The organism is Pandoraea sp., assembly GCF_041919235.1.
Classification (GTDB): Bacteria; Pseudomonadota; Gammaproteobacteria; order Burkholderiales; family Burkholderiaceae; genus Pandoraea.
This window is the reverse complement of sequence record NZ_JAYRUC010000020.1, coordinates 43,462-56,074: the sequence shown is the minus strand read 5'-3', so window position 1 is coordinate 56,074 and position 12,613 is coordinate 43,462. Positions and strand designations below refer to the sequence as shown.

At 65.1% G+C, this 12,613-nt stretch carries 11 protein-coding genes; 8 read left to right on the top strand and 3 right to left on the bottom strand.

Annotated elements, in window-relative coordinates; all coding sequences use genetic code 11:
- A partial coding sequence (pcaD, locus tag ACE3UG_RS16555) for a 3-oxoadipate enol-lactonase (protein ID WP_374625830.1) occupies positions 1-763 on the top strand: 763 nt, incomplete at its 5' end.
- A 144-nt stretch (positions 764-907) separates the two neighbouring features.
- Here pcaD and ACE3UG_RS16550 read toward each other — a convergent pair.
- Positions 908-1,837 carry a helix-turn-helix domain-containing protein gene (locus ACE3UG_RS16550; RefSeq protein WP_374625828.1) on the bottom strand — a complete coding sequence of 310 codons (930 nt, stop codon included), beginning with the start codon at positions 1,835-1,837 and terminating at the stop codon, positions 908-910.
- A 278-nt stretch (positions 1,838-2,115) separates the two neighbouring features.
- On the opposite strand from ACE3UG_RS16550, the gene ACE3UG_RS16545 reads away from it, so the two are divergent.
- Together ACE3UG_RS16545 and ACE3UG_RS16540 are read left to right on the top strand one after the other, a co-directional pair.
- Positions 2,116-3,294, top strand: a complete 1,179-nt coding sequence (locus ACE3UG_RS16545; protein WP_374625826.1) for a 4-hydroxybenzoate 3-monooxygenase — start codon at positions 2,116-2,118, stop codon at positions 3,292-3,294.
- A gap of 276 nt (positions 3,295-3,570) precedes the next feature.
- Positions 3,571-4,947 carry an MFS transporter gene (locus ACE3UG_RS16540; protein ID WP_374625824.1) on the top strand — a complete coding sequence of 459 codons (1,377 nt, stop codon included), beginning with the start codon at positions 3,571-3,573 and terminating at the stop codon, positions 4,945-4,947.
- A gap of 42 nt (positions 4,948-4,989) precedes the next feature.
- On the opposite strand, the gene ACE3UG_RS16535 is transcribed toward ACE3UG_RS16540, so the two are convergent.
- A complete protein-coding gene (locus tag ACE3UG_RS16535) occupies positions 4,990-6,744 on the bottom strand; it encodes a chloride channel protein (protein WP_374625898.1) in 1,755 nt (584 codons plus the stop codon).
- Positions 6,745-6,796: 52 nt separating this feature from the next.
- On the bottom strand, positions 6,797-7,234 hold the full coding sequence (locus ACE3UG_RS16530; RefSeq protein WP_374625822.1) for a MarR family winged helix-turn-helix transcriptional regulator: 438 nt from the start codon (positions 7,232-7,234) through the stop codon (positions 6,797-6,799).
- Positions 7,235-7,489: 255 nt separating this feature from the next.
- Between ACE3UG_RS16530 and ACE3UG_RS16525 the strand changes: the two genes are divergently transcribed.
- From ACE3UG_RS16525 to ahpF, 5 genes are all read left to right on the top strand, one after another.
- Entirely contained in the window at positions 7,490-7,732 is a 243-nt protein-coding gene (locus ACE3UG_RS16525) for a hypothetical protein (RefSeq protein WP_374625820.1), read from the top strand.
- A 27-nt stretch (positions 7,733-7,759) separates the two neighbouring features.
- Positions 7,760-8,980 (top strand): helix-turn-helix domain-containing protein, encoded by a 1,221-nt coding sequence (locus tag ACE3UG_RS16520; RefSeq protein ID WP_374625817.1) that lies wholly within the window; start codon positions 7,760-7,762, stop codon positions 8,978-8,980.
- Between the two features lie 44 nt (positions 8,981-9,024).
- A complete protein-coding gene (locus ACE3UG_RS16515) occupies positions 9,025-9,702 on the top strand; it encodes a hypothetical protein (protein WP_374625815.1) in 678 nt (225 codons plus the stop codon).
- A 273-nt stretch (positions 9,703-9,975) separates the two neighbouring features.
- Positions 9,976-10,539, top strand: a complete 564-nt coding sequence (gene ahpC / locus ACE3UG_RS16510) for an alkyl hydroperoxide reductase subunit C (protein WP_374625813.1) — start codon at positions 9,976-9,978, stop codon at positions 10,537-10,539.
- A 184-nt stretch (positions 10,540-10,723) separates the two neighbouring features.
- Positions 10,724-12,322: an alkyl hydroperoxide reductase subunit F gene (ahpF, locus tag ACE3UG_RS16505; RefSeq protein WP_374625811.1), complete on the top strand. Its 1,599-nt coding sequence runs from the start codon at positions 10,724-10,726 to the stop codon at positions 12,320-12,322.
- Positions 12,323-12,613 lie beyond the last annotated feature (291 nt).

The following is a 12,613-nucleotide window of genomic DNA, read 5'->3' as shown; positions in this document are numbered from 1 at the left end:
CGACGGTGACGAGCGTGCGCCCGCGCTGGTGCTGTCCAATTCGCTGGGCACCACGCTGGAAATGTGGGCGCCGCAGGTATCGGCGCTCGCCCGCGAATTCCGGGTGATCCGTTACGACGCGCGCGGGCATGGCGGCTCGTCCGTCACGCCGGGCCCTTATGCCATCGGCCAACTCGGACGCGATGTGATCGCGCTGCTCGACGCACTGCATATCGAGCGTGCGAGCGTGGCGGGGGTGTCGATGGGCGGCATGACGGGCATGTGGCTGGGCATTCACGCCCCGCAGCGTCTCGATCGTCTCGCCATCGTCTGTTCGTCGGCACATATCGGCGGCGAGGATGGCTGGAATGCGCGCATTCGCACCGTGCAGGCCGACGGCATGAGCGCGGTCGCGCACGCCGTGGTGTCGCGCTGGTTCACGCCGGCGTTCGCGCGGCAGGCGCCCGCAACCGTCGAGCGCATGAAGGCGATGTTCCTCTCGCTTTCGCCGCAGGGCTACGCGAGCGCATGTGCCGCCGTGCGTGACATGAACCAGCTCGACGAGATTGCTTCGATCGCCGCACCGACGCTGATCGTGACCGGCTCGGCGGATCTTGCGACGCCGCCCGCGATGTCGAGCGCGATGCTCGAGCGCATCGCGGGCGCGCAGCAGATTATCGTGCCGGGAGCGCACATCTCGAACATCGAGTGCGCCTCGGCCGTGACCGAGGCCCTCCTGCGCTTCCTGCGTTTCCTGCGCGTGCCGGTAGCGGCCAACGCGTAAGCGAAGGTACGCCGGTGCGTCGACGGATCAGCAAGTCTGCGCATCGCCGCATCGCCGCAGCGCTGAGTCGTTGCCTCGGCGAGGTGGCGGGGTGGCATGGTGGCGGGCCTTTGACCGCGCTGGCCCGTCCACCCGGGCAGGGGCTTACGAGGCGTCGCCCAGATGCGCGTGCTGTGCTGTCCGGCGGAACGCGGACGGCGTGACGCCGACGTGCCGTTTGAAAACGCGGCAGAAGTACGCGGGGTCCTGAAAACCGAGCTCGTAAGCGACGTGCGAGACCGGCGCGGGAATATAGATGAGCTTGCGGCGTGCTTCGAGCATCAGCCGGTCCTGCACCAGATCGAAGGCCGATTTTCCTGCGATACGACGGCATAACCGATTGAGCTTGCTCTCGGTCACGTGCAGTCGTTCGGCATAAGCCGGCACGGCCCACGCTTCGGTGTAATGCGCCTCGACGAGGGCGCGAAAGCGCGCGAACAAATCCAGCTCCGTACGCCCGGCGCGAGTGGCCGAATCGTGATGCGCATGCAGGCGCGCGAGTAGCAACAGCACGCTGCGCGTGAGCCATCCCACCATTTCCGCGTGCCCTAACTGCGGGCGCGAAAACTCGTCCATGATGAGACCGAGCAGCGTGTCGAGGCGGTCGCGCGTCTGGGGCGCCTCGCCCAGCGGAAAGAGCCATGGCTTGCGCAGCAGAGACGCCATGTCGGCGTCGGCGCCGAGCGTGGCATCGAACGGTACGCTCTGCGCCATGGTCAGCACGAAGCCGTGCGCGCCGCGCGAGAAGCGGAAGTTATGGACGGCCGACGGATGCACCGTGATGACGGCCGGCCCTTGCACTTCCCACGTGGCATCGTCGACGTTCGCCTCCACCTTGCCTTCGAAAATCGCGAGGACCTGAAACAGTCCCAGATGTCGATGGGTGTCGATATGCCAGTCGTAGAGGCGGCTGCGCGTTTCGATCCATTCGATATGGACGAAATCGGCGCTGTCCGTCCCCGTCAATTCACCGTACAGCGAAAATTCCGGAATCGCCTCGCGCGCCGCGCGCAGCCGGGGTGACGCGCCTGACATACTGGTTTTCCCTTGGTTGAAGTTGTCGAAAAAGTACAAGAAAGGCGTCGATTCATCCATTCAATACAACGCGCGCGGTCCATAAGATATGACGCATTCACCCCTCGTGACAAGGCGTGAAAACCACTTTGGGCATGCTCGTTTACGCGCAGTCCTAAGGTGGCGCAGCGAGCGCAAGGCAGCAGAGAAATGCAAGCCGCACGCATGCGTCGACCTGTCGCGAGATGCCCCGGCACGACGGTGCCGGGCGCGGACAATGCCACTAAAGGAGACAACGCATGCGTACCCATTTCCCCGTCATCGTCGTCGGCGCCGGTCCCGCCGGACTCTTGCTTTCCCATTTGCTGCATCTGCAAGGCATCGAGTCCATCGTGCTTGAATCGCGTTCGCGCGCAGCGGTCGAGTCGACCATTCGCGCCGGTGTGCTGGAGCAGGGCACGATGGATATTCTCAACGAGACAGGCGTGGGCGAGCGCATGCGTCGTGAGGGCGCCTTGCATCACGGCATCGAACTGGCGTTCGGCGGCCAGCGTCATCGTATTGCGCTCACCGACCTGACGGGCCGCGCCATCACCGTCTACGCGCAACACGAAGTCATCAAGGACCTGATCGCGGCGCGCGCGGCGGTTCATGGCGACATGCTGTTCGACGTGTCGGACGTCTCCGTGCACGACATCGATAGCACGCAACCGAGCGTGCAGTTCAGGGTGAACGGCCAGGTGCGGCGGCTGACGTGCGACTTCATCGCGGGCTGCGACGGCTTCCATGGGGTGTGCCGTCCCGCCATGCCCGCTTCGGTGCGCGAGGAGTATCAGCGCGTGTATCCGTTCGGCTGGTTCGGCGTGCTGGTCGAGGCGCCGCCATCGTCGGACGAACTGATCTACGCGGCCCATGAGCGTGGCTTCGCGTTGATCAGCACGCGCTCCCCGACGGTGCAGCGCATGTATTTTCAATGCGATCCGAGCGAGCGTGCCGAGGCGTGGAGCGACGAGCGCATCTGGCACGAACTGCATACGCGCACGGAAAGCCATGACGGCTGGCGACTCAAGGAGGGCCCGATCTTCCAGAAGAGTGTGATCGCCATGCGAAGCTTCGTCTGCACGCCGATGCAGTACGGTCGCTTGTTTCTGGCGGGAGACTCGGCGCATATCGTGCCGCCGACCGGTGCCAAGGGCATGAATCTGGCCGTGGCCGACGTGTGGCGTCTGGCGCGCGCGCTCGACGATTTCTTCCACCGCGACGACGAAGCCGGTTTGCGAGGCTACTCGGAGGCCGCCCTCAAGCGGATCTGGCGCGCGGAGCACTTCTCGTACTGGATGACGCGCATGATGCACCGCCTCGACGACGCCCCCCCGTTCGAGCAGCAAATGCAGCGCTCGGAGCTGGAGTACGTTGTGAGTTCGCGCGCGGCGTCGCTCATGCTGGCGGAGAACTACGTGGGGCTGCCGATCGCTTGAGGCGCAGCGTGGAGTCATCGGCGCGCGGGCGTCGGTGCTCGCTGGCTCGTGTCCATAACCGTGCGTTATGGATGGTCTGACGAAAGATCATTTCGGCGACCGCTCGAAAGCCTTACAGTAGCGGCAGAAAATCGACGCCGCCAACCCGCGCATCACCTTGACCGACAAGCATGCCGCCGCCCCCCCGCGGGCACGGCGACGCGCATCCGCAGCGGCGAGATCCAAAATAACAAAGCGGTGACAACCGGGGTGGCAACGCCCCGAGGAGACAGTTTCATGAACCGGACGAGAACGGTGGACGTGCCCGCCTATATCAATGCACATCGATTTTCACGCTTCCAATGGCTGGTGCTGATCCTGTGCTTCTTCGTCGTTGCCATCGACGGCTTCGATACCGCCGCCATCGGCTACATTGCGCCGTCGCTGGTGCAGCAATGGCACATCGACCGAGGCTCGCTTGGCCCGGTGCTCTCTGCGGCGCTCTTCGGTCTGGCGGGCGGAGCGATCTTCGCCGGCCCGCTTGCCGACAAGCTCGGACGCAAAACGTTGCTGGTGCTCTCCGTCGTCTTCTTCGGCGTCGCGAGCCTGGCCACGGCTTTCGCTCAGGATCTCCAGACACTGACCGCGCTGCGCTTTCTGACAGGGCTCGGTCTGGGCGCGGCGATGCCCAACGCCGTGACGCTGATCTCGGAGTACGCACCGGAATCGCGCCGTGCGATTGTCGTCAACACAATGTTCTGCGGCTTTCCGCTGGGTGCATCGATGGGCGGCTTCGTCGCCTCGTGGCTGATTCCCCACTTCGGCTGGCATAGCGTGTTGGTGCTCGGTGGCGTGCTGCCGCTGGTGCTCTCGGTGCTGCTTATCGCGTGCTTGCCGGAGTCGGTCAGATTTCTCGTCGTGCGTCAGCGGCCGGTCGAGCGCGTGCGCCGCATTTTGTCGCGTATCTCGGGCGAATCGCTCGACGACGTCGGTACGTTCACGGTCAATGAGGCGGCACCGAAGCGCGCCGGTTCGGCCATCGGTGTCGTGCTGTCGAAGCCATACGGATTCGGCTCCTTGATGTTGTGGGTCACGTACTTCATGGGACTCGTGATCTTCTACTTGCTCACGAGCTGGATGCCGATTTTGTTCAAGGACGCAGGCTTCACGATCGAACGTGCCGCGCTCATTACGGCGCTATTCCCGCTCGGCGGCGGCATTGGCACGATTCTCTCGGGCTGGTGCATGGACAAGTTCAACGCGCAGAAAGTGGTCGCCGTGGGCTACGCGCTTACGGCAGTGCTGGTCTATGCGGTTGGCCAGGCCGTGGGCCACATCGGCTGGCTGGTGGTGCTGATCTTCCTCGCCGGTACCGCGATGAACGGCGCGCAGTCGTCGATGCCGTCGCTCGCGGCCATGTTCTACCCGACGCATGGCCGTGCCACGGGCGTGGCATGGATGCTCGGCGTTGGGCGCTTCGGCGGCATCGCGGGCGCGTTGCTCGGCGCGGAGCTGATGCGCCGTCATCTCGGCTTTGCCTCGACGTTCTCGCTGCTGGCAGTTCCTGCGGTGATCGCCACCTTCGCACTACTCGCGAAGAACGCCTGGGAGCGCGCGAGCGGCAATCGGCCCGAGACCTCGCGCGAGGCGCGCAACCCGGCGGCGATGCATTGACGTTTCGCCAAGTCGGCCGGGCTTGCGCCCGGGTGGCGGGGATCAGTTGCGTCGGCGTCCGAGATGAAGCATGCGCTCGCGTACCTCTTCTTCGGCGCGCCAGTGCTCGGCCGGTTTGACGAGATCGCTGCGGCTGATGATGCCGACGAGCTGACGCGATGTGGCATCGCTCACTACGGGCAGGCGTTCCAGTTGATGCGCCGCGAAGCGCGCCGACACGATCCGCCCGGTCTCCGACGCCAGCGCGACGAGCGGCGGATTCACACCGTATAGCTGGCCGAGGGTTTGCAGCCCTTGCGCCTGCGCGCGTGTGAGCGCTTGCCGGTCGACCATGCCCAGCACGGCGCGCGAGGCGTCGATCACGGGATACGCGCGATGGCGTTGGCCCGCGCCAAACGCCTGTTGTGCGGCGTCAGCAACCGCCATGTCGGCGGCGAGCGACACCGGCTCGCGGGTCATCAACTCGCCGACGTGCAGGCGTTCGAGCGGATCGACACCGTATTCGCGATGGATGTGGCGGCCGCGTCGCGCAATCTTCTCGGTCATGATCGAGCGCGGCATGATCCAGATCGTGACGCCGTACGAAATGCCACAGGTGAGCAGCAACGGCAGCAGCGCGTTCACGTTATGCGTGAGGCCGAGCGCGAAGACGATCGCGGTGAGGGGCGCGCCGAGCACGCCCGCGAGCGTGGCCGCCATGCAAACGAGCGCCCACAGCGAGACATCGCCGCCGGGCAGCATCGGCGCGAGCAGTGTGCCAAGTCCCGCACCGATCATGAGCAGCGGCGCGAGCACGCCGCCCGACGTGCACGAACCCAGCGCAATCGCCCAGATGATCGCCTTGACCAGTAGCAGGGCCAACGCGGCGTGCAAGGTGAAATGTCCGGCGAGCAGGTCGGCGATGACGTCATAGCCAACCCCCAGCGCTCGCGGCTCGAAGTAACCGCCAATGCCGACCGCCAGACCGCCGATGGCCGGCCACCACATCCAATGCACCGGGAGCTTGTGAAACCCGTCCTCGATGGCGTAGAGGGCGCGCGACATGCCGGCGGAAAGCGCGCCTGCGCAGACCCCGGCGATCACGCACGACAGCAGCGCGATGGGCGCGACATCGGAGGCCGCCATGGGGAAGAGCGGGCCAGCGTCGAGCATCAGCGGCCGCGCGAAGCCCGCGACTGCGCAAGCCACGATCACTGGCAGCAGGCTGCGCGGACGCCATTCGAACAGCAGCAGTTCGACCGCGAGCAGGACGGCCGCGACCGGGGTGCCGAACACGGCGGTCATGCCGGCGGCGGCGCCGGCGACAAGCAACGTCTTGCGCTCGGCGGCGCTCAGATGAAAGTACTGCGCGATAAGCGAGCCGACGGCACCGCCCGTCATGATGATCGGGCCCTCCGCACCGAACGGGCCACCGCTGCCGATCACGATACCTGACGATAGCGGCTTGAGAATGGCGACGCGCGGCGACATCTTGCTCTTGCCGAACAGAATCGCCTCGATGGCTTCGGGAATGCCGTGGCCGCGGATCTTGTCGCTGCCGAAACGCGCCATTGCACCGACGATCAGTCCGCCGACGACCGGCAGTGCGATGACGGCGGCGCCGAGCGTGTTACCTGCGGGCGAGCGAGGCGCGAACGAGAACGTCTGATAGAAGAAGAGGTTGGTGAAGCCCTGAATCAGGTGCAGCAGCAGCCATGCGGCAGGCACGCCGCAAAAGCCGATCACAGCGGCCAGTGCAATGAGTCGCGGCAGGCCTGGCGAACGCGAAAAGTCGCGCGCGTTGGCGGGCGCAGTCATCGGCGCGTGGGGCGAAGCGGTATGAGGAACGGAAGCCATGACAATGCCGTAATTACAGATGAACGCCACGAATGTGGAAGATGTCCGCGAAGGTGCTCAACTCGTTGCGGTGCTGCGCGGCGAGATTGGCAAGACACGCGTCGCCCGCCGCTGACAGATGCACTTCCACCACCCGCCGGTCGCTTTCGTTTTGGCGGCGGGTGACCAGCCCGGCCTTCTCGCAGCGAGCGACGAGCGCCACCACGCTGTGATGCACGGCTTGCAGACGCTCGGCCAATTCACTGATGGACGCCCAGTCGCGCCCCGGTATACCTTTGACGTGCAGCAGCAACAGGTATTGCTGCGGCGTGATGCCTTCGTCGCGCGCGGCCGTCTCGCTGAAATTGAGGAAGCGGCGCAGTCGGTAGCGGAATTCGGAGAGTGCTTCGAAATCGCTCTTGGTCAGCGCGTCGCGGGTGACCGGCGAAGTGGGCGAGGCAGGTGGAGGCATGAGTTGGGCAGGCGCTGGGCGCCGGGAAGTCCGAAAACGGGAAAATATATCATTTTGCGATATATTTTGGGGTCTTGGGGATGCCGGGGGTGACAAACGGGGTCCACTACGTGCAGAATCGCGAAAAAACGAGACTCAGCAGTGACTGGAACTCGACTCCCGCCGAGATGCTGGAATGCTGGTTGCCGCGCCGTGTTCATCGCGCGTTGGCAGCGAGCGTTGTTCGAGCGGGCCGACCTCTGACAGGGAGGAGACATGGCTTCCACGGTCCGACGCCGTTGGCGTACGGGAACGTTGTTGTTGCTATCGGTGGCCCTCGGCTCTACCGTTGCCGCCTATCATTACGCCACGGGTTTCGAACTCGGTGGTGGCGTCTTTCAACAGATCGGCTTCGGCCGTCAGAACGCGTCGTCCGGGCCGGGCGCGCATGCGCGCGGTGCGACGCCTTCCTGTTCGGGAAGCGATTGCCGCGGGAGTCCTGCCTCTGAGCCGCATTGATGCCGATCGGGGCATTACTATGGCGCGATGGACGCTCTGATTGCCGCTTCCGCACGTGCATTGACCGCCGGTGACCCGCTGGGTGCGCTGGACCGGGTCGCCCTTCGCGACGATCCGCCGGCGCTGGCGCTGCGCGGCATCGCGATGGCCCAGCTCGGCGACTATTCGCGGGCGCGCGAATTGCTCAAGCGCGCCGCGCGCGGCTTCGGCACCCATGAAGCGCTCGCCCGTGCGCGGTGCATCGTCGCCGATGCCGAAGTGGCCCTCGCCATGCGCGATCTGGGCGGTTCCACGCGCGCGCTGCACGCGGCCGCGTCGCTTCTCGCGGCGCACGCCGATATCCCCAATGCCATGCTCGCGCGGCTGCTCGTCGCGCGCCGTCTGTTGCTGCTCGGCAAGCTCGACGCTGCCGCACAGGCGCTGCATGAGGCCGCGTCGCCGAATGCGCCGGCACGCCATGTCGCGGTCCACGCGCTGGTCGTCGCGGAGCTGGCGCTGCGCACCCTGCGCGTCGCCGCCGCGCGCCGTGCGCTCGACCGTGCCCGGGTGGCCGCCGTCAATGCCGGTGTTCCCGCCCTCAGCGCCGAAATCGAACACCTGCGCGACACGTTGGCGCGTCCGGCGGCACGACAATGGCACGCCAACGGTGAACGTACGTTGAATCTGGACGAGGTCGCGGTGCTGCTGCACTCGGATACCCTGGTGATCGACGCCTGCCGCCGCGGCGTGAGCCTCGGCAACACGTGGCGTCCGTTGGCGAAGCGCCCCGTGCTGTTCACCCTGGCGTTGCACTTGGCACGCGCCTGGCCTGGCGATATCGATAGGGAAACGCTGATCGCCGAAGCCTTCCGTCTTCGCCGCCCCGACGAGACGCATCGTGCGCGGCTTCGGGTCGAAGTCGGACGCCTGCGCGCGTTGCTGGCGGGACTCGCCGAGATCGACGCGACAGCGCGCGGCTTTGCCTTGCGTGTCACCGCCGCGAAGGCGGTTACGGTGCTGCTGCCGCCGATCGACGGCGAGCGGGCGTCGCTGGCCGCACTGCTCGCGGACGGTGCGGCGTGGTCGACGTCCGCACTCGCGTTGGCGCTCGATGCGAGCCAGCGTACCGTCCAGCGCGCGCTGTGCGAGTTGGAAACCCAAGGACGGGTACGTGCCGTTGGCCGCGCGCGGGCGCAGCGCTGGATTGCGCCGCCGCTCACCGAATTCACGACGATTTTGTTACTCCCTGCTGGATGGTCGTTTGGCTAGAGTGGACATGCACGCCGACGACGGCGTCACAACCGGAGCCTGACATGACTAGCAAGCCTCAACGAGTGGAACGTAGCCTTCGCCCCGCGGCCGTGATGGTGGCCGATATCGTTTGTGAGTACGGCCCGTTTGCGGGCAACGAACGCATCCATGGCGTGACGTTCGACGGACGGCAGGTGTGGGCCGCGACGGGCGAGACCCTGATCGCCTTCGATCCCGCCAACGGCGAAGTCCAGCGCACGATCGACGCCCCGAGCGATGCCGGCACGGCCTTCGACGGCACGCATCTCTACCAGATCGCCGAGTCGCGTATCGACAAGATCGACCCGTCGACCGGCAAGGTCGTCTCGTCGATTCCCGCCCCTGATAGCGGCAGCAACTCGGGACTGACATGGGCCGAGGGCAGCCTATGGGTTGGGCAATATCGCGATCGCCGCATCCTTCAGATCGATCCCGCCAACGGGCAGGTGTTGCGCAGCATCGCGTCCGACCGGTTCGTGACCGGCGTGACCTGGGTGAACGACGAACTGTGGCACGGCACTTGGGAGAACGACGAGAGCGAACTGCGTCAGGTCGATCCCGCCAGCGGCGAAGTGCTCATGCGCATGGAGATGCCACAGGGCATCGGCGTGAGCGGGCTGGAGTACGACGGCGCCGATCTCTTCTTCTGTGGTGGCGGTGGAAGTGGCAAGGTTCGCGCCGTGCGTTACCCGCAGCGCTGACACGGTGACACGCTGAGCGCCGGGCAACGGCCGGTCCGGCGCAGTGTGGACAGGATGGCGGGAAAACCCACGAATCGCGGCATAAACCCGTCCAGGATTCTTGCCGCAATTCCACCGGTTCAACGCTCAATGACGCTCGACAGCAGGAGGTGCGGGAAGGCTACCGGTGCCGATAGCCCAAGCCAATCGAATAGATTTCAATAATCAATTTTGATGATTCGATAGCATTCGTCATACTGTCAACACTTTCCACCCCGTCAGAGAGACAACGACATGCCGATCATCAACAGCCAGATCAAGCCGTTCAAAGCCAACGCCTACCAGAATGGCGATTTCATCACCGTGACCGACGAAACCCTCAAGGGCAAGTGGTCCGTCGTGGTGTTCTACCCGGCCGACTTCACGTTTGTGTGCCCGACCGAGCTGGGCGATCTGGCCGATCATTACGATGAATTCAAGAAGCTGGGCGTGGAGATCTACAGCGTCTCGACCGATACCCACTTCACCCACAAGGCCTGGCACGACACGTCGGATACGATTCAGAAGATTCAGTACCCGATGGTGGCCGACCCGACGCTCGCGATCTCGCGCAACTTCGATGTCCTGATCGAAGAAGAGGGTCTGGCACTGCGCGGTACGTTCGTGATCAACCCGGAAGGCGAGATCAAGCTGTGCGAAATCCATGACAACGGCATCGGCCGCGACGCCAAGGAACTACTGCGCAAAGTGCAGGCTGCGCAGTACATCGCCGCGCATCCGGGCGAAGTCTGCCCCGCCAAGTGGACGCCGGGCGCGCAAACGCTGAGCCCGTCGCTCGACCTGATCGGCAAGATCTAAGCGCCACGCGCCACTACCGCAGCAAGCGCCGCGCTCTCGCAGAGCGGCGTCCCGCCAGCGCGGCGGCCCCCTGAACCCGCCGCGCCGGCCCCCGATTCCGATTGCCCGACGCTTACCTGCGCCTGCCTCCGGCCGACGCGGTGGCCTCTGCTCGCCCTTTCACCTATCGAGACGGATAAACGCCATGTTGGACGCCAACCTCAAAGCCCAGTTGCAAACGTATCTTCAGAAAGTCACGCGCCCCATCGAGATCGCCGTGTGGCTCGACGATAGCCCCAAGGCGGCCGAGATGAAGGCGCTGGTCGACGAGATCGCGCCGCTCTCGCCGCAGATCGCCGTCGCGGTCCACAACGACACCACTCAGGACGCCGGTGAGCGCCGTCCGTCGTTTGCCATCGGCACGCCGGGTGAGGCGCCGCGCATTCGTTTCGCCGGGCTGCCCATGGGCCACGAGTTCACGTCGCTGGTTCTTGCGCTGCTGCAAGTGGGCGGCCATCCGGTCAAGCTCGATGACGACACCATCGCGCAGATCCGGGCGCTCGACGGCGATTTCCGCTTCGAGACCTATATTTCCCTGTCGTGCCAGAACTGCCCGGAAGTCGTGCAGGCCTTGAACGTCATGGCGCTCATCAACCCGCGCATCCAACAGGTCACCATCGATGGTGCGCTGTTCCAGGGGGAAGTCGAAGCGCGTCAGGTGATGGCCGTGCCCACCGTGTTCCTCAACGGCGAATCCTTCACGCAAGGCCGCACGAGCGTGAAGGAACTGCTCGCGAAGCTCGATACCGGTGCGAGCGCACGTGCCGCGAAGGCCCTCGAGAAAAAGCCGGTCTACGACATGCTGATCGTGGGCGGTGGCCCGGCTGGCGCCGCTGCGGCCATCTACGCGGCGCGCAAGGGCATTGCCACGGGCGTGGTCGCCGAGCGTTTCGGCGGTCAGGTACTCGACACGATGGCGATCGAGAACTTCGTCTCGGTCTCGCATACGGAGGGGCCCAAGTTCGCGACGGCGCTGGAGCAGCACGTCAAGACATATGAGGTCGACGTGATCGACGCACAGCGCGCCGACGCCCTGATTCCGGGCAAGATTCATGAAGTGCATCTGGCCAGCGGCGCGGTGCTCAAGGCGCGTGCGGTGGTGCTCGCCACCGGGGCGCGCTGGCGCGAAATCGGCGTGCCGGGCGAGCGCGAGTACCGCAACCGAGGCGTGGCCTACTGCCCGCACTGTGACGGTCCGCTCTTCAAGGGCAAGCGCGTCGCCGTCGTCGGCGGCGGCAACTCGGGCGTGGAAGCCGCCATCGATCTGGCCGGCCTCGCCACGGAAGTCACGCTGATCGAATACGGCGCGCAACTGCGCGCGGACGACGTGCTTCAGCGCAAGCTGCGCAGCCTGCCGAACGTGCGTGTCCTGACGAACGCACAAACCACCGAGATCCGTGGCGACGCGCAAAAGGTGAACGCGCTCGTCTATCGGGATCGCACATCGGGTGCGACCGCCACGATAGCGCTCGAGGGCGTGTTCGTGCAGATCGGCCTCGTGCCGAACACCGAATGGCTCAAGGGGACCGTCGCGCTCTCGCGACACGGCGAGATCGAAGTCGATGCAAAGGGCGCGACTTCCGTGCCAGGCGTTTTCGCCGCAGGCGATGTCACGACCGTGCCATTCAAGCAGATCGTGATCGCCGTCGGCGAAGGGGCGAAGGCGTCGCTGGGCGCATTCGAGCACCTGATGCTCAGCTCGGTGGACGACGTGGCGACAACGCCCGAAAAAATCGCTGCCTGACATCCACAAAAGCGGCCTCGGCCGCGCACCCATGCCAGCAAAGCCCTCACGCCCAATGCGCGTGAGGGCTTTCTGCTTTTGTCGACGTCGCATGGAGCGGTCCACCAACGGACGAACGCACGAACGCGCGAACGCCGCGCGATATGCGGTAACGCATCGATTCAACTGTTAATGGGAAATTGCACCAAAAATATGGTTTGGATGCGGATGATGCCCAAAGACTACGCAGATTTTCGATAGTTGACGAAATCGTTGTCAACATGTGCTCCTTCAAATTGGCACACGACGCAT

What these genes read in the sequence shown, in the direction of transcription:
- ACE3UG_RS16540 (WP_374625824.1), top strand. Translation starts at nt 3,571, where the DNA reads ATGAACCGGACGAGAACGGTGGACGTGCCCGCCTATATCAATGCACAT.
- ACE3UG_RS16550 (WP_374625828.1), bottom strand. Translation starts at nt 1,837, where the DNA reads ATGTCAGGCGCGTCACCCCGGCTGCGCGCGGCGCGCGAGGCGATTCCG.
- ACE3UG_RS16525 (WP_374625820.1), top strand. Translation starts at nt 7,490, where the DNA reads ATGGCTTCCACGGTCCGACGCCGTTGGCGTACGGGAACGTTGTTGTTG.
- ahpF (WP_374625811.1), top strand. Translation starts at nt 10,724, where the DNA reads ATGTTGGACGCCAACCTCAAAGCCCAGTTGCAAACGTATCTTCAGAAA.
- ACE3UG_RS16530 (WP_374625822.1), bottom strand. Translation starts at nt 7,234, where the DNA reads ATGCCTCCACCTGCCTCGCCCACTTCGCCGGTCACCCGCGACGCGCTG.
- ACE3UG_RS16545 (WP_374625826.1), top strand. Translation starts at nt 2,116, where the DNA reads ATGCGTACCCATTTCCCCGTCATCGTCGTCGGCGCCGGTCCCGCCGGA.
- ACE3UG_RS16535 (WP_374625898.1), bottom strand. Translation starts at nt 6,744, where the DNA reads ATGACTGCGCCCGCCAACGCGCGCGACTTTTCGCGTTCGCCAGGCCTG.
- ahpC (WP_374625813.1), top strand. Translation starts at nt 9,976, where the DNA reads ATGCCGATCATCAACAGCCAGATCAAGCCGTTCAAAGCCAACGCCTAC.
- ACE3UG_RS16515 (WP_374625815.1), top strand. Translation starts at nt 9,025, where the DNA reads ATGACTAGCAAGCCTCAACGAGTGGAACGTAGCCTTCGCCCCGCGGCC.
- ACE3UG_RS16520 (WP_374625817.1), top strand. Translation starts at nt 7,760, where the DNA reads ATGGACGCTCTGATTGCCGCTTCCGCACGTGCATTGACCGCCGGTGAC.